The sequence below is a fragment of the Corynebacterium aurimucosum ATCC 700975 genome, assembly GCF_000022905.1.
Classification (GTDB): domain Bacteria; phylum Actinomycetota; class Actinomycetes; order Mycobacteriales; family Mycobacteriaceae; genus Corynebacterium; species Corynebacterium aurimucosum_F.
This window is the reverse complement of the sequence record NC_012590.1, coordinates 2,131,631-2,146,640: the sequence shown is the minus strand read 5'-3', so window position 1 is coordinate 2,146,640 and position 15,010 is coordinate 2,131,631. Positions and strand designations below refer to the sequence as shown.

Genomic DNA, 15,010 nt, shown 5'->3' with positions numbered 1-15,010 from the left:
GGAAACAACATGAGCCTCCCATACCCCTACTACACCCAGCACCAGGATGACTACACCGAAGTAGAGGCCATCCTCACCATCATCCACGAAGAAGGCCCGGACACCACCCACCCCGTCATCGTGCAGCTCGACCCGAATGACGCGGACGATGACCTTGTATCCGCTGTGGTGGATGACCGCTACTGGGCCAATGCCCCCGAAGCGTTGGAAGCCGCCCTCAAGACCAAGGTGGACTTCGAAATCGCCTACTGGGAAGACGTAGAAACCAGCTGGACTGGAGTCTGCCCCTTCGCCGCCTAACACCCAGCCCCGCCTGATAGTGGGGCACACAACCGACCAAGGACAATCAATGACCAACCCTTTCGCCTGTATCGCCAACGGCACTGACCGGCACTTCACCCATCGGGGCATCAACTGCATGACACAACTGGGGCCATTCAGCATCAACGGATACATCGAACTGCCAGAAAATCACCCGTGGCTTGATTACCCCGACACGCTTGAGGTGCACCCCGACATCGAAGTTCACGGCGGAATCACATACGAGGCAGACCTAGTGATCGGCTTCGACACCAGTCATTTCGGCGACGGACACCACCCCGGTGCTGAGCGCGCCTGCCTAACAGGGGACTCTCTGAACATCCTCGGCCACGCCCCGCATATCTGGACGTGGGAGGAAGTCGAAGCAGAAACCCGCAAACTAGCAGACCAAGCAAAGGATACACACACCATGACCCAACCAACCCGCCAAGAAATCATCACCGCGTACGAAGCGCTAGAAACGCTAACCGATACCTGTATTCATAGCAGCGAGCAGGCGGAAGAATTGCAGGAATTGGTACTTCGCGCCCTGCCACCGAAGCCACAACCCACAATGGCCGAGGAGGAATGGGACGACGATAAGCACTACCTCGCAGAGGCGGAGCACGTGAGCTGGGGCAAAATGGTCATGATTTACCACGATAGATTTGGGTCTATCCGCTGCGCAGTCTAAGGCGAGGTATACATTGCAGCCCGCGAAGACCTCACCCCGACTGGCAAGCGCTACACCCTCACAGAGGTGCAGGATGACTGACCTGAGCACCGCTAATCTGAAGCGCCTACTCGCTGAGGCTACGCCCGGCCCGTGGCGCGCCGAAGTTGGCGCGGCAGGCGTTCCCGAGGGGTGGGACGAGCACTGGCTAGCACTCCACATGGGCCATAACAGCATGTATGACGTGGGGCGCGAGCCGCCAGCGGAAGAGGAATATGCGAACTTCAAGCTCGCCGCCCTCGCCCCACAACTCGCGCAGGAAGTCCTACGGATGCGTGAGGAATTGCGGGAACTCCGAGACCAGCTCAAAAAGAGAAGCGAGCACTACGGAAAAGTGGAACTATCAACAGACCCGCTCGACGGCATACAGCTTGAGGACAACTACGCGGAAGACGAAATTAGCCGCATCCTAGGAGACCACGATGGATAAAGACAAGCTTCACCGCTCCCTAGCGCACATCGCCGCTGGAGCCGACAAAATGGCCCAAGCCGCGCACATCATTACTCACGGCATGAAAAACGGGGACAGCCCCGCACGTATCGCAAGGCATCTGGCCGACTACGGGCTACTCACCCCAGGCCCGCCGGAGCCGTGCATCTACCCGGATACGGGGGAGCATGAATGGCACATGGACGACGGCTACGTCTCCGTGGAGGGCGGCATTATTCATGTCATCCATGATGAGACGAATGATGACAATGAGCCGGACGCATTGATGCCCGATTGGGCTGAACTCCGCTTCTCCACCACCACCAAGGGGCGTGAGACTGCCTACGCAATCCTCGCCGCCTGCAACCACAAGGACGCACAAGATGAGTAAGCACAGCAGAGCCGCCAAAGCAATCAAATTCGGCATCAAACGCGGCTACGCCCCAGACCAAATCGCCACCCTGCTAGACAAATTCGGGCTACTAGCTGAAGACCTACTCGAACCGTCATTCGTCGTCAAAGGGGTCGAGCATGAATACCCCGTATGGGATGCCACGCACAGATTCACGGTGGAGGCACAATCCGGCAGCAGCGACGTCAAAATACGGTGCTACTACGACCCTGGCGAGTCGCTCACCCTCGCGCAAGCCCGCACCATACGCCAAGCACTCCACGCCGCAGAAAACTACGCAGAGAATCAGGAATAAGCATGACCAATTTTGACCAAGCCCTCCATATACTCGAAGCCGCCCGACGGCCCGGAGACCTACGCATCCACCCCACAGATGCGGTAGAAGCACTCGCCAACGCGGGGCTACTCATGCCAGAAGAAAAACCGGCAGTGAACTGGTATAATGGCAACAATAAGCCAGCCCCCGCAGGTGCTACCAACACCACGCGAGGGCCTAACCCAAAATCACGATAGGAGCGTGAAAAGGGCTATGCTCCAGCATACCTATACCCAACCCGAAGAATGGCGACCGATCCCCGGATACGAGGGCCTGTATGAAGTTTCAGATACCGGGAAAGTCAAACGAATACCGGCAATTGTTGATACCGTTCGTGGCCCGCGCCCAATTCCTGGAAGAACACTAGTTCCTTACACTAACCGCGACGGCTACGAAAAGGTTTCACTTTCCAAAGACGGAAATAAAAAGAGCTTTTTTGTTCATCAGTTAGTTCTACGTGCTTTTGTTAGGAATGAAAAAGTAGGAGAGGTTTGCTGCCACAATGATGGCAACCCGTCTCACAATCATTTATCAAATCTTCGGTGGGACACATACGCCGGAAATATTGCAGATGAAATCAAGCACGGCACCCATGTTGAAGCCAGGAAAACAAGTTGCCCTGTGGGCCACCCACTTAGCGGACGAAATCTAGACCCTGGCCAATTAAACAGGCACGGCAAGCGTCGTTGCTTAGCCTGCCAGCGTGCGCATGGGGCCATTCAAGGACGTAAACAGTACAAGGTTATTTTCAAGCAACTGGCCGACTTGAAGTACCAAGACATCATTAACGGCACGAAAACGAAGATCTATCTTGCAGATCTACTCGCAGCAGCCCAATACGCAAAGGAGGAAGCATGACCATTAAAGGATTCAGGATTAACAACAAGGGGCACGCAGCCCTGATAGCGATGCGGGAAAACAATAAGCAGGATGAAGAAGTCCCCGCGCATTACCGCATAGCTAATGAACTCGCTGAGGCGGGGCTACTGGCAGAGGATTTGCATAAGCCGTCTAGGGGCATGGGCTCAGGCGGCGCAGTCTGGTACCTACCCGGGCCGATAGGCGACATTCGCCGCATGAGGGAGCACATCGTCATCTTCGGCCACGACTGCCAAGAAAAGTCCTTCCGCCTAGTCCTCAACGAAGCAGAGGCAGACACCATTGGACGGACGATACTCGCAGCATCCAAGCACAAGGAGGGGGAGGAATGACACCGGAAGACGCACGCTACTGGCTAGGGGACGGTACACGCCCACCAATCATCCCGCCTTACATCGCGCAGCAGGCATTGGAGACCATCGCCGCGATGGACTACCAAGAAGTGGACTACCGGCCACCCCGCTTCTACACCGTGGACGAACCCACAGAAAAAGGCCCAGACCTAGGAGGCCACGCAACCCGCGCACGCAGACTCACAGGCCCATGGGAGAAAGCATGAGGCCCCACAAGATCCGTGTCAGCCCACGCGGCGTCACCCTCGACGGTATCCCACTTATACACAGTGACGAAGCCCCAAGAGTCGAAACCCTCAGCCCTAACCTCCACCGCGTGCACCTCGCTGTCTACGCGGACAGTGTTCAACTCGACGGCGACAGCCACCAACTCCCCGAAGCTACACCCATCTACGACCGCATCAAGGGACAAGCATGACTACTCTCGCAGACCTCACACCCGAAGAAAGAGCACAGTGCCGAGGAATGTGGTGTGACTTCCCGGACCCCGACGAGCGCACCAACCTCGCAATCTACGTAGGCGACAGCCCAAACCATAAAGGATTCTGTGAGCTAATCCACGAAGGCCAGCTAGGCACCCTCACCATCCCCGAGAACCTCACCCCACGCCTAGACCTCCCTAGAGCCTGGGCACCAGACGGACAGCCGGTTCCCGGCGAGTGGGAGGACGGTCATGTGTTTGTTTCCTACGATGATCCAGACCCCTGGATTCTCAAGGACGCGGTAAGCATCGAGGGACTGTCAGAGGGTGGCATGAGCTACTACGATGCTCCGCCTAACGGTATTGAGGTGAAGCTAGATAAGTTTGGTGAGGGTGAGGGCAAAGCCCGCCGCTGGGTAGGCAGCTGGGAGCAAGCATGAGCGCCACCTTTCTCAAAACGATGAACTCCGCATGGGCACGCGGCAGAGTCCAACAATCCGACCTCGACGTGTTCAAAACCCACGGTGCCAGCACCCCAGAACCGCTTTACACAATGGCTGGAAACGGCACCCTCAACATGGATTGGTTAATCGGATACTGGCGAAAAGTCGCAATCCGAGGGGAGGAATAAACACGGCCCTACCACTAGTTACTGGTGGTGGGTCTTTTTGTTGTGTAATGAAGTTGCGTGATGCAACATCATGGGGTAACATTTGTTATGCAAGCAAGAAGTTCACAAGGAAGGCAACATCATGAACTACGAAATCCACCCCAGCTACAAGGTGACCAATGAGGGCACCGTCCCGGCCGATGATGCACGCACCATCACGGCGGACGGAAAAGTAGCAGGAACCGTCATCTATAACGACTGGAATAACACAGCAGTCATCACACGATTCGTAAACGGCGATGCAGAAATCACCTACACGCCCTGCGAATCCAAAGACCAGCTAGACGAAGTAATCCGCAACGTCTTCTAAGCCCAAAAGGGGAGGGGCGCGCATTCCCCCAATCACGCGCACCGACTGCCATCGGAAACACCCACCCAACCAGGAAGGAAACCCATGAAACTGCACGGTCGCACCGTCATGCGTGAAACCGCTGACCTCGACGCTCAACAGCTACGATTCATCCTCTGCTACCTCATGCCCTACATCGAACAGGGGCGCAGCTACGAGGAAGCACAGGAAATCCTCATGACCGCCATCGAGAACGAAAAGCGCATGGCAGGGGACGCAGCATGACAACGGCAATCCTCACCCACAATCCCACCATGCTGAACATGAACCGCTGGTGGGAGAAAGCCCAATGCGCAGGCCAACCCCTCAACAACTACGTACTCACTGGGCAGCGCGATAAGCAAGCCACAGCCCGCCAACTCTGCCAACACTGCCCCGTCAAACCACAATGCGCCTACGACGCACTACAACACGAAGACAGTGGAGTAGTACGCGCCGGAGTATGGATACCAGAAGACACCGCCGCCATGCGATACGAACGTGAAACCGTCTACAGCCAACTGTATGACGCAGTAGCGGAAGGGGCGTAACCATGGAACTGATTAACGACCACTTCCAGAATTTTAAACGGTATAACTTTCCTAAAGCTCAGTTGCTTGTCGCTGATATTCCGTATTCGCTAGGCACTAATGCTTACGGCTCTAGCCCCGCCTGGTACATCGGTGGCGACAACAAGAACGGCGAATCTGAACTAGCAGGCAAGCAATTCTTCGACACAGACAAAGACTTCCGCGTCCCCGAATTCATGCACTTCGCCAGTAAGATGCTCCGCCCGGAACCGAAAGCCAAAGGGCAAGCACCTTGCATGATCGTGTTCTGTAGCTTCGAACAGCAAATACCACTGATTGAGGAAGCCAAGCGCTACGGCTTCAAGAACTACATCAACTTAGTGTTCCGTAAACCCACCTCGCCGCAGGTGCTTAAAGCCAACATGCGGGTAGTGGGCAATGCTGAATATGCCCTCATCCTCTACCGCGACAAGCTGCCGAAGTTCAACAATCACGGCCACATGATCATGAACGTTCAGGACTGGGCAAAAGACGGCAAGCACATTCCGAAAGTGCACCCGACGCAAAAGCCTGTAGCGCTCATCGAACGCCTCATTGAACTGTTCACAGACCCCGGTGATGTAGTCATTGACCCGTGTGCGGGTAGTGGTTCCACATTGGTGGCGGCGGAAAACCTAGGGCGGCGCGGCTACGGATTCGAAATCAAGAAAGATTTTTGCCGCGCATTCGAACGGCAGATGCGCCCGGCTGTCACACCATCACTCAACCTTTGGGAATCTTCTATGGAGGAAGAATGCTTAACACTCTAATCAACCTGCTATCCGCCGCTGCTTACACCCCGGATGGTGGCATCGCAGACCCGAATCACCCCATCTACATCCTGCTGTGGGTATTGAAGGCGCTGTCATGACCATCCTCTGCACCCGAACCACCACCATCATGGTGCCGTATAAGCCCCGCGCTGGGGAGGTGCAGCGCGTCAAGGTGGACGGCACCGTAGAATCCTGCACCCAAGCACGCCGTGACCGGCCCGAACCCGAACACCTCCAATTCGAGGAACCGGAACCGGGACTCTTCCGCCGCTGCCGACAGGCCTACCAGCACGACAACTGGGGCGAACCGACTCACCCGCTACCTATGTGGGTCGTCTTTGAACTTTGGTACGAGGAATCGTGAGGATAGGCGGCATGTTTGCGGGCTACAGCGGCCTAGGAATGGGTGCGCCCCAAGCCGCCGCCACAGCACTCACCCACCTATTCCAACGCGCATGAAGAAGCCCCACCATTGGGAAGGCAATCAATGATGGGGCTGAGCCACAGAAAAAGGTGGAGAGTGTAAGAGCCAAGTTGGGGAAACAGCACTTACAAGGCACAACACTACTCAACACTGTCACACCATGCAACAAATGATGTTCACGATCCCACTCACATTCACCAAACCACCCCTCAACATGAACCAGCGCCTCCACTGGGCCAAGAAAGCAAAAATCACGAAAGCAATCCGAACCGAAGCCTTCATCCGCTGCCGCGCCGCACGCATCCCCCGTGCCAAACACCTCACCGTACAACTCCACTACCAGCCTCGTGACAACCGGCGCAGAGATGCGGATAATCTAGTCCCCACACTCAAAGCGCTATGTGACGGCATCGTAGACGCAGGGGTAGTGCCCGACGACACGCCGGACTACATGATCAAAATGATGCCCACCATCCACCCCGCAGTGAAGGGCGAGCCGGGCCGCATGTGGCTCACCGTCGATGTTGCCTAATACAACAAATGTTGTGTAAGGTAACAACATGTGAAGCAAACTAAACCACCCTGCCATGGTCACCCAGTCTTCACCAACCCGCAGCCAGTAGACCCCAGCACTATTGACGCTATGGAAGCCTGCACCTACTGCCCAATCCGCAAACAGTGCGCCCTCGATGCACTCACAGCAGGTGACAGTCTCGACAAAGCACACCACCAACCAGCAACAGGGGTCATCCAAGCCGGGGTGTGGTGCACAGGTGACCAAAACACCGCCAATCAACTCGCCGCCATCGCGGGTGTCACCCCACCACACACGGGTGCCCAAAAACGCTTCACACCACCCACAACCTGCAAAGGGTGCGGCAAACCCATGGCCCCACGAATAAAGGACAAGCCACTCGAAGACCAACCACTAACCCACGCGGCACACGGCTACTGCCGAATCTGCGACGCACGCCGCCGCCGACAAAAAGACTGGCAATCCACCCAGCCAAAAAACACCACCGTATTCACATGGAAAGAAAAACGACATGCACGCACTAGAAGCAATGGGCCTGGCCGTCATCATCCTGCTGGCCCTGGGCCTCGCAACCGCCCTGGTCATCATCGTGAGCAAGCAGCACCAGGACGCAAAACACAACAATCCCTCTTCTAACCGGCCCCTACGCATCGAAGTAGAAGGCGAAGCAGCGTACCGCCCGGCCCGTGCACACACAGATGACGCAGGATGGGACGTTCGCGCCGCCGAAGACGTACACCTAAAACCAGGGGAGCGCGCCCTAGTATCCACCGGAATCAAACTAGGAATCCCCACCGGCTACTGCGTCCTAGTCCTACCCCGTTCAGGGAATGCCCACAAGCTAGGCGTCACCGTAAACAACGCGCCGGGCCTCATTGACGCGGGCTACCAAGGCACCCTCTACGTCAATCTCATCAATCACGGGGATAAAGCTATCCGCTTAAACCAGGGTGCGCGCATCGCACAGCTACTAATCCAGCCCGTCACCTCGACCTGCTTCAACCCCGTCAAGAACCTCACCGGCACCACACAGCGCGGCACTAAAGGCCACGGCTCCACCGGCACCAAATAAAGAAAGACACCATGAACCTCGCAACACCCAACCATGCCACACCACAAGACACCATCGACCCCATCAACTGGAACGAAATCACCGACCAAGTAGACAAAGACGTATGGGACAGGCTCACCAGTAACTTCTGGTTGCCTGAGAAGGTGCCCGTATCCAACGATATTCCCACCTGGAAAATCATGGACGAGGCGGAGCAATGGGCCACCATGCAAGTCTTCACCGGCCTAACCATGCTTGACACCATGCAAGGCACCGTAGGCGCACTAAGCATCCTGCCAGACGCAGCGACCCCACACGAAGAAGCCGTGTACACAAACATCGCCTTCATGGAATCCGTACACGCTAAGTCCTACTCCAATATCTTCATGACGCTGGCGGACACCCCCACCATCAACCACGCATTCAACTGGGGAAGGCAGAGCGAACGCCTACAGTACAAGGCCCACCGCGTCCTCGACTTCTACAAGCGCGGCAACTCGCCCATGCGGAAAGCCGCATCCACCCTGCTAGAATCCTTCCTCTTTTACAGTGGCTTCTACCTGCCGTTGCGTATGGCGGCGCACTCTAAGCTAACCAACACCGCCGACATCATCCGCCTAATCATCCGCGATGAGGCTGTCCACGGCTACTACATCGGATACAAGTACCAGCAGCAGGTCAAACACCTAGACCAAGCACAACAGGCAGAACTCCAGTCCAAGGTTATCGACCTGCTCCTAGACCTCATGGATAACGAGGAACACTACACCCGCGACCTGTATGACCCGCTGGGCTGGACAGAGGATGTACTCGCATTCCTGCGCTACAACGCAAACAAGGCGCTCAATAACCTGGGATATGACGGTATCTACCCGCAGGACATGTGCCGATTCAACCCTGGGGTGATGACCTCACTTAACCCTGGAGCGGATGAGAACCATGATTTCTTTTCTGGTTCTGGTTCGTCTTATGTGATTGGTACGGCGGAGGATACTACCGATGAAGATTGGGCGTGGTAGCCGTGGATGCTATCAACCCAACCCACTACCAGGGGTTTAGTAATGGTGCACAGCCAGTCGATATTGCAGAACACCTGAGCGGCAACGGAGCGCAAGCTCTGAAATACATTGCGCGTTCCACTCGAATTGATGGAGGAAACAAAGGAGAAGTCCTGCAAGACCTCCAAAAAGCAAAATACTTCATCGAACGTGAGATAAAGAGGGTAAGCAAAGATGTCTAGAGTCTGCTCTATTGATGGATGCGAGTCCCCTCATGAAGCGAAAGGCTTTTGTCAGCGCCATTACCAGCGGAACTATCGCACTGGGTCTCCCATCAAGAAGCCACGTAGGGCAAATCCATTGAGAGACCGTACTTGTGCGTATTGCGGTTCGTCTTATCAATCCCGTTCTAATCACACCAAGTTTTGTAGTACGAAATGCCTGGACAGAAATAACTATCTGCGCCACAGGGAACAAAAGCTTACTTCGGCTAGGGAGTATCGCAAGAATAATCAGGAAAAAATCAAAGCGAGCCGTAAGGAAAAGTACCAGGCCAATCGGGATGAAATGAGAATTAGGAATAGGGAAAACTACTTGTTGAACCGAGAGGAACGGGTAAAGGCTGCTATCAAATATCAGGCAGAGCATCCTGAAATTGTGGCTTTGACACGTTCCCGTAGGCGTGCAGCTGTCAACTTCAGGATTTCCACCAAAGACCACAGAAAGCTACTCCACCTATATAGAGGGTGCTGTGCGTATTGCAGCGTGAAACTAGGGAAGTGGGGACGGAAAGAGGGCAACTCACTTCAGTGGGATCATGTGGTTCCTCTGGCACGTGGAGGCGCTAATGGTGTTGGCAATCTTGTCCCTAGCTGCCGTAACTGCAATCTTTCTAAGAATTCTTCAACGGTGATGGAATGGAAGATTCGTAAGGCCCGCTGGTACATCGACAGGGAAATCACCCGGCTAGGTGGTGGGGAATGCTAACCGCCATCCGCATCATTTGGGCGGACTTCAATCTGCTAATCAAGCTCAGCATCGTCGGCTTATTCCTGCTCGCCCTAGTGGACTGTGTTGAGGCCGCGTTACACCCATCATGGGAGTCGCTGGGGGATGCGCTGGACACAGTATTTTTCGCCGTTGCTATCACCACGATTAACGGGATGCTCACTGTGTCGAAAGCCTTGTTTGCGAACAACCGAGTACTAAGACCACTGGCCCACATGGGCTACCAGGTCACCACCTCACTGCAAGAAACCGGCAGCATCAACGTCCACACAGCCGGGGACAACTACATCATCGAAACCATTGGGGAGGAATCATGAACGATTTTGAGCGCTCGAAGTGGAACCACCCATCCATGAAGAATCGTATCGACGCTGAAATAGCCATGATGGAGGCCTCGCTACAGGATGATGCCCAAGAGGAACCACCGGCGCACAAGCGGGCTAAGCGTGGTGGTAGGCGTAAGCCCCGTGGCTTCGGCATGACATGGCGGTACTAATGACCACCTGTCCAACACCAAGAAAGAAAGCCTACCCGTGCAAATCCCACGCCAAGAACGCACTCTGGAGGGAATGGCGCGAAGGCCGTGGAAAGCACATGCCCATCCGTATCTACCACTGCGAATGCGGATGCTGGCACACCACATCGAAGCCCTACAGGTGGTGGGAGAATGCCTGAACTGTATGTGAGTGAGACGTGGCGGGGGCGGTGGGTTGTGTCCCCGAAACAGTGGGTTGAGCATGAGAATGACCCGACGGTTGTTGCGAACTTTGGGGATGAGGAACATGCGCGCCAGTGGCTAGAGAAGCAACAAAAGTGGCTCAAAAAGTTGCGCGGCACAACATTATGAGGTAACGTTTGTTATGCCAGTGAGGGGATGCGATCCAGATTCCACACACCCCCACTAGGCCAGGACGGCCACCTGATACAAAGCCACATAGCCTACCCGAGAGGACACATCATGAACGACGGCATACTGCTGATTGTCAGCTTGCTACTCGTGATTCTTTCCCAACTCATCGGATAGGCAACACCCCGCGCCTGTAGCTCATTGGTAGAGCATTTCCTATAAGCCGCGTCATTAAGGGGGCTGGTACTAGCCCCGGCCACACTGGCATGTTGTGGCTACGCGCAATGGCCGTGAGCTGGTTCGATTCCAGCCAGGCGCACGCAGCTGCCGTCTGGGTTCCCAAAAGGGGAGTAAGCGCCCTGTGGTACGGGTGCCGAGAATTCCTTTGTCGGTAGCAGCATAGCCGCCCAACATGTCTAACCAGCATGAAGGGCGCGCACAATCCCCCATCGTCTAATGGCAGGACGCCGGAGTTTGGTTCCGGTAATCGAGGTTCGAATCCTTGTGGGGGAGCGCTTCGCTGGCGGAATTGGTATACGCGCCGCACTTAGGATGCGGTACCAGAAATGGTCTCCGGGTTCGACTCCCGGGCGAAGCACTCAGGCCAGAAAGGATATGAATTCATCACTTATTGCCTACAAAGCGGGTGGCTGAATTCTTGCAAGCACACTGGGGTTCGATTCCCCGGCTGGCCACTAGGGGTGTCAAGCGCATCTGTCCTGACCATTAGGCGAAATGGAGCGCCAAGGCTGCACCCGAAGGGTTGAACACTGGCCCTCCGGCACTGCACACCTGCACCCCGCCAATCTTCTCACCCAACCACAGAAAGAGAACCACCATGATTATCGCCACCACTATTCTGGCTGTCAGTATCGTCGTTATCGTTGCCTACCCCACGATTGAGGACTACTTCTACACCGGTCAGCACCGCGCAACGCCCCATGAGAGTTAGCATTCGATGATTGGGACGATTGATGTCCAACTCATTTCCTAAGCTGTGGGCATGAATCATATTGACCCAGAGCACCAAGCAGAAGTAGACCGCCTTTGGGCTTCAATGCCTGAGGAATGGCGCAACCTCCCCGATGATGAAGTCACCGCCTGTGGAATGCCACTTGGCCTAGTTCACCCGGACATCTACGACGAAAACAACAAACCACGCGAATGAACTCACACGTGTAGCAGCGTTAGAGTGTCAAGTTGAGCCAATCAAATTACACAGCAGTAACTCATGTCCACACGAGTTGCTACTGTGGCTGTCAGCAGTGGCAATCGCCGCTGCGTGAAACGACATCTCAAGAGGGAGAATTACATGAAAATTAGGGTTCATGGCGTTGAGCGTGGCCGTGTAAACGTCTACAGCGGCAAATCGCTGAGCTGGAAAGTTTCCAGCGGCTTTCTCTACATCTTCGACGGCGAGAAAGAGATTGGACTCCACAATCAGGGCATGTGGGCAAGCGTTGAGTTCGATGACGAATCCGACGATGGAAGCGGCGTGGTTGGAATCCTGTAACGCCTGCTAGACAATGCCCCTCGCCTTTTAGGTTGTGGGGCATGACTCTTGTAAATATTGCTGAGCTACGTTTCTACCCGGGCAACGCCCGCCGGGGTGACATTGACCTGATTGCCGAATCATTGGAGAAGCTAGGGCAATACAAGCCCATTGTCGTGAATGCGGATGGCACAATTTTGGCCGGTAATCACACGGTTATGGCGGCGCAGCGCCTTGGCTGGGAAACCATCGACGTGCATCGCGTGGATGTGGACGATGACACCGCCAAGCGCATAGTAATCGTCGATAATAAGGCCAACGACCAATCCACCTACGATGTGGAAGACCTCGTTAACCTGCTCACTGAGCTTCCTACTTTGGAGGCCACGGGCTTCACCCGCGATGAGGTGGATCAGCTCCTAGAGTCGCTAGACGATATTGATGCTGACATTCCAGAGCGCCCCGCTGAACCAACCCCGGAGGGCTTTAACCTGCTGGTAGAGTGCGAGAACGCGGAAGAGCAAGCCCGAATTAAGGCACGCCTGCTTGCCGAAGGTGTGACCGTTGGTGAGGTCTAAGTTGCGTGGCTTTGGGCGTAAATCGTCGTATCAGTGCCCGTGCTGTGGCTGGAATAAGCAGGTTGGCAGGCGTGAGGCTGAGAAACGCGAAATCTGGCTAGATGTGCTGCGCGGGGATGGTATCGACATGCGGGACAACGCCCCAAGGGGGATAGCGTAAAGGGTTGTTGATTAGACCCAGGAGGTTTAACTAATGCCCAGCCTGCACAAAGACCGCACCAAAGCCATCATCGCGGAACGACGACGCAAAGCCTACGAAATGCGCATACAAGGCGCGTCCTACCACCAAATCGCAGACACCCTGAAAGTCTCCACTGACACTGTGCGTAATGATGTGAAAGCCCACATGGATTACATTCCGCGTGAGAATGCGATTGAGTTGCGCGATATGGAGTTAGACAAGCTGAACCAAATGGAACTGGCACTACAGAAGAAGCTACGTTCCGGCTCCCCGCAGGCTATCAACGCGGCTGTGCGCATCATGCAGCACCGGGCGCAGCTCATGGGCCTGGACTCCATCGAGAACAACGATGGTTTGGATGCGGCTAAGGAGGCCATGACCCAGATTATTAGCGCGTTGCAGAATGGGCCTACCGCCAAGCCTGTGGAGGATGACCAGCAGGGTGATTGATACAGCGGAGGTCATGGGCTTTAGCCAGAAGCAAAAGGATGCTTTCGCAGGTTCGACGGGGCGTGTGAACATCTGGGATGGGTCTGTGCGCTCTGGTAAGACGTACACGTGGACGTTGCTCATGCTGGCTTTGGTGGCGGCGTATAAGGGCACTGCGGCTATTGTCATCACGGGTAAGAACCGTGACAGTATCTACCGTAACGTGTTTGAGCCAATCGAAACATTGGCAATCTTCATCCCTGTCAAGAAGTATGTGGTGTACCGGCAGGGTGCAGCAAAGGCCACTATCTTCGGTAGGCACGTGCACATCATTGGTGCGAACGATGCGGGCGCAGAATCAAAGATTCGCGGTATGACCATCGGCCTAGCATTCGCGGATGAGATTACCTTGCTGCACCCCGCCTTTTTTAAACAGCTGTTGTCCCGCCTGTCTAAGTCCTACTCCAAGCTATTCTGCACCACTAACCCTGATAGTCAGAATCACTGGCTGCGCAAAGACTATTTGGTACGTGTGCCGGGCTGTATGCACTACGACACCAAGACCCAGCCGGAAGACCAACTCGCGGACTGGACTTATTGGCACTTCACCATGGATGACAACCCCTCACTAACCGAGGGATACAAATCCAATCTGCGCAAGGAATACACAGGCATGTGGTACCTCCGATTCATCCAAGGCTTATGGGTAGCCGCAGAAGGCGCAATCTACCAGATGTGGGATGAAGCTAAACACGTAGTACATCCCGAGGATATGCCCATCATGCGACAGATCATCGCCCTAGGTATCGACTACGGCACCACCCACCCCACAACCGGCATCCTCCTAGGAATAGGGGACGATAACCGACTCTATGCGGTAGATGAATGGGCACCAGGGCGGCTAACCAACAATGCTTTAACCGCTGACCTGAAAGAATGGCTAACCCGCCACGACTATCCCACGTGGATTTACTATGACCCCGCTGCCGCATCCTTTGGCCTACAACTCCATGAAGATGGCATCCGCCGTATCGACAAAGCCAACAACGATGTGCTCGACGGTATCCGCACCGTGGCATCCTTGCTAGACAACGGCAACCTACTCATATCTTCCCAGTGTAAGAACCTGATAGATGAAATCCCCGGCTACAGGTGGGACGAAAAAGCAGCAGAGCGCGGCATAGACAAGCCCATTAAAGAGGGAGACGATTTCTGCGACGCTCTACGCTATAGCGTGTATTCGTCTCGCTACCTGTGGTCTAGGAGCATCACCGCATAGGAGA

26 protein-coding genes and 3 tRNA genes are annotated in these 15,010 nt (G+C 55.1%); all 29 read left to right on the top strand.

Going from position 1 to position 15,010, the window contains the following annotated elements:
- The first annotated feature begins 9 nt into the window (after window positions 1–9).
- The 29 genes from CAURI_RS10200 (at window position 10) to CAURI_RS10050 (ending at window position 15,006) form a co-directional block, all read left to right on the top strand.
- The gene (locus tag CAURI_RS10200) at window positions 10–300 is read left to right on the top strand and encodes a hypothetical protein (protein WP_010191112.1); all 291 of its coding nucleotides are present in this window, start codon (window positions 10–12) and stop codon (window positions 298–300) included.
- A gap of 49 nt (window positions 301–349) precedes the next feature.
- The gene (locus CAURI_RS10195; protein ID WP_012715235.1) at window positions 350–994 is read left to right on the top strand and encodes a hypothetical protein; all 645 of its coding nucleotides are present in this window, start codon (window positions 350–352) and stop codon (window positions 992–994) included.
- A gap of 73 nt (window positions 995–1,067) precedes the next feature.
- Complete coding sequence (locus CAURI_RS10190) at window positions 1,068–1,463, top strand: hypothetical protein (RefSeq protein ID WP_010189063.1); 396 nt, start codon at window positions 1,068–1,070, stop codon at window positions 1,461–1,463.
- Entirely contained in the window at window positions 1,456–1,854 is a 399-nt protein-coding gene (locus CAURI_RS10185; protein ID WP_010189061.1) for a hypothetical protein, read from the top strand. Before CAURI_RS10190 ends, CAURI_RS10185 begins: the two co-directional genes overlap by 8 nt.
- Window positions 1,847–2,170: a hypothetical protein gene (locus CAURI_RS10180; RefSeq protein WP_010189059.1), complete on the top strand. Its 324-nt coding sequence runs from the start codon at window positions 1,847–1,849 to the stop codon at window positions 2,168–2,170. The genes CAURI_RS10185 and CAURI_RS10180 overlap by 8 nt, the downstream gene beginning before the upstream one ends.
- A 234-nt stretch (window positions 2,171–2,404) precedes the next feature.
- The gene (locus tag CAURI_RS13655) at window positions 2,405–3,049 is read left to right on the top strand and encodes an NUMOD4 domain-containing protein (protein ID WP_010189057.1); all 645 of its coding nucleotides are present in this window, start codon (window positions 2,405–2,407) and stop codon (window positions 3,047–3,049) included.
- A complete protein-coding gene (locus CAURI_RS10170) occupies window positions 3,046–3,402 on the top strand; it encodes a hypothetical protein (RefSeq protein ID WP_012715233.1) in 357 nt (118 codons plus the stop codon). The genes CAURI_RS13655 and CAURI_RS10170 overlap by 4 nt, the downstream gene beginning before the upstream one ends.
- On the top strand, window positions 3,399–3,629 hold the full coding sequence (locus CAURI_RS10165; RefSeq protein WP_010189053.1) for a hypothetical protein: 231 nt from the start codon (window positions 3,399–3,401) through the stop codon (window positions 3,627–3,629). The genes CAURI_RS10170 and CAURI_RS10165 overlap by 4 nt, the downstream gene beginning before the upstream one ends.
- Before the next feature lie 208 nt (window positions 3,630–3,837).
- Window positions 3,838–4,284: a hypothetical protein gene (locus CAURI_RS10155; RefSeq protein WP_012715232.1), complete on the top strand. Its 447-nt coding sequence runs from the start codon at window positions 3,838–3,840 to the stop codon at window positions 4,282–4,284.
- 312 nt (window positions 4,285–4,596) lie between these two features.
- Window positions 4,597–4,824 carry a hypothetical protein gene (locus CAURI_RS10145; RefSeq protein ID WP_010191108.1) on the top strand — a complete coding sequence of 76 codons (228 nt, stop codon included), beginning with the start codon at window positions 4,597–4,599 and terminating at the stop codon, window positions 4,822–4,824.
- An 84-nt stretch (window positions 4,825–4,908) separates the two neighbouring features.
- On the top strand, window positions 4,909–5,088 hold the full coding sequence (locus CAURI_RS10140) for a hypothetical protein (RefSeq protein ID WP_010191107.1): 180 nt from the start codon (window positions 4,909–4,911) through the stop codon (window positions 5,086–5,088).
- On the top strand, window positions 5,085–5,393 hold the full coding sequence (locus tag CAURI_RS14305; protein WP_010191106.1) for a WhiB family transcriptional regulator: 309 nt from the start codon (window positions 5,085–5,087) through the stop codon (window positions 5,391–5,393). Before CAURI_RS10140 ends, CAURI_RS14305 begins: the two co-directional genes overlap by 4 nt.
- A 2-nt stretch (window positions 5,394–5,395) precedes the next feature.
- Window positions 5,396–6,181: a DNA-methyltransferase gene (locus CAURI_RS10130; protein WP_010191104.1), complete on the top strand. Its 786-nt coding sequence runs from the start codon at window positions 5,396–5,398 to the stop codon at window positions 6,179–6,181.
- Window positions 6,182–6,278: 97 nt separating this feature from the next.
- Entirely contained in the window at window positions 6,279–6,548 is a 270-nt protein-coding gene (locus tag CAURI_RS10125; RefSeq protein ID WP_010191101.1) for a hypothetical protein, read from the top strand.
- Window positions 6,549–6,777: 229 nt separating this feature from the next.
- Window positions 6,778–7,140: a RusA family crossover junction endodeoxyribonuclease gene (locus tag CAURI_RS10120; protein ID WP_100067451.1), complete on the top strand. Its 363-nt coding sequence runs from the start codon at window positions 6,778–6,780 to the stop codon at window positions 7,138–7,140.
- A gap of 514 nt (window positions 7,141–7,654) precedes the next feature.
- Complete coding sequence (gene dut, locus CAURI_RS10115; RefSeq protein WP_010191098.1) at window positions 7,655–8,215, top strand: dUTP diphosphatase; 561 nt, start codon at window positions 7,655–7,657, stop codon at window positions 8,213–8,215.
- 11 nt (window positions 8,216–8,226) lie between these two features.
- Entirely contained in the window at window positions 8,227–9,213 is a 987-nt protein-coding gene (gene nrdF / locus CAURI_RS10110; RefSeq protein WP_010191097.1) for a class 1b ribonucleoside-diphosphate reductase subunit beta, read from the top strand.
- Window positions 9,214–9,215: 2 nt separating this feature from the next.
- A complete protein-coding gene (locus CAURI_RS10105) occupies window positions 9,216–9,434 on the top strand; it encodes a hypothetical protein (RefSeq protein ID WP_012715229.1) in 219 nt (72 codons plus the stop codon).
- Window positions 9,427–10,179 (top strand): HNH endonuclease, encoded by a 753-nt coding sequence (locus CAURI_RS14300; protein ID WP_080550393.1) that lies wholly within the window; start codon window positions 9,427–9,429, stop codon window positions 10,177–10,179. Before CAURI_RS10105 ends, CAURI_RS14300 begins: the two co-directional genes overlap by 8 nt.
- A complete protein-coding gene (locus CAURI_RS10095) occupies window positions 10,173–10,517 on the top strand; it encodes a hypothetical protein (protein ID WP_010191095.1) in 345 nt (114 codons plus the stop codon). The genes CAURI_RS14300 and CAURI_RS10095 overlap by 7 nt, the downstream gene beginning before the upstream one ends.
- A complete protein-coding gene (locus CAURI_RS10090; protein ID WP_010191094.1) occupies window positions 10,514–10,696 on the top strand; it encodes a hypothetical protein in 183 nt (60 codons plus the stop codon). The genes CAURI_RS10095 and CAURI_RS10090 overlap by 4 nt, the downstream gene beginning before the upstream one ends.
- Window positions 10,697–11,234: 538 nt before the next feature.
- Window positions 11,235–11,366, top strand: a tRNA-OTHER gene (locus tag CAURI_RS13825).
- Window positions 11,367–11,489: 123 nt separating this feature from the next.
- Window positions 11,490–11,560 (top strand) — tRNA-Gln (locus CAURI_RS10075).
- A 1-nt stretch (window position 11,561) separates the two neighbouring features.
- Window positions 11,562–11,645 (top strand) — tRNA-Leu (locus tag CAURI_RS10070).
- A gap of 405 nt (window positions 11,646–12,050) precedes the next feature.
- The gene (locus CAURI_RS13820; protein ID WP_010191090.1) at window positions 12,051–12,215 is read left to right on the top strand and encodes a hypothetical protein; all 165 of its coding nucleotides are present in this window, start codon (window positions 12,051–12,053) and stop codon (window positions 12,213–12,215) included.
- A 114-nt stretch (window positions 12,216–12,329) separates the two neighbouring features.
- A complete protein-coding gene (locus CAURI_RS10065) occupies window positions 12,330–12,560 on the top strand; it encodes a hypothetical protein (protein ID WP_157753283.1) in 231 nt (76 codons plus the stop codon).
- A 41-nt stretch (window positions 12,561–12,601) separates the two neighbouring features.
- Window positions 12,602–13,117, top strand: a complete 516-nt coding sequence (locus CAURI_RS10060; protein ID WP_010191086.1) for a ParB/RepB/Spo0J family partition protein — start codon at window positions 12,602–12,604, stop codon at window positions 13,115–13,117.
- Window positions 13,118–13,310: 193 nt separating this feature from the next.
- A complete protein-coding gene (locus CAURI_RS10055) occupies window positions 13,311–13,748 on the top strand; it encodes a sigma factor-like helix-turn-helix DNA-binding protein (protein WP_010191083.1) in 438 nt (145 codons plus the stop codon).
- On the top strand, window positions 13,741–15,006 hold the full coding sequence (locus tag CAURI_RS10050; RefSeq protein ID WP_010191081.1) for a PBSX family phage terminase large subunit: 1,266 nt from the start codon (window positions 13,741–13,743) through the stop codon (window positions 15,004–15,006). The genes CAURI_RS10055 and CAURI_RS10050 overlap by 8 nt, the downstream gene beginning before the upstream one ends.
- Window positions 15,007–15,010 lie beyond the last annotated feature (4 nt).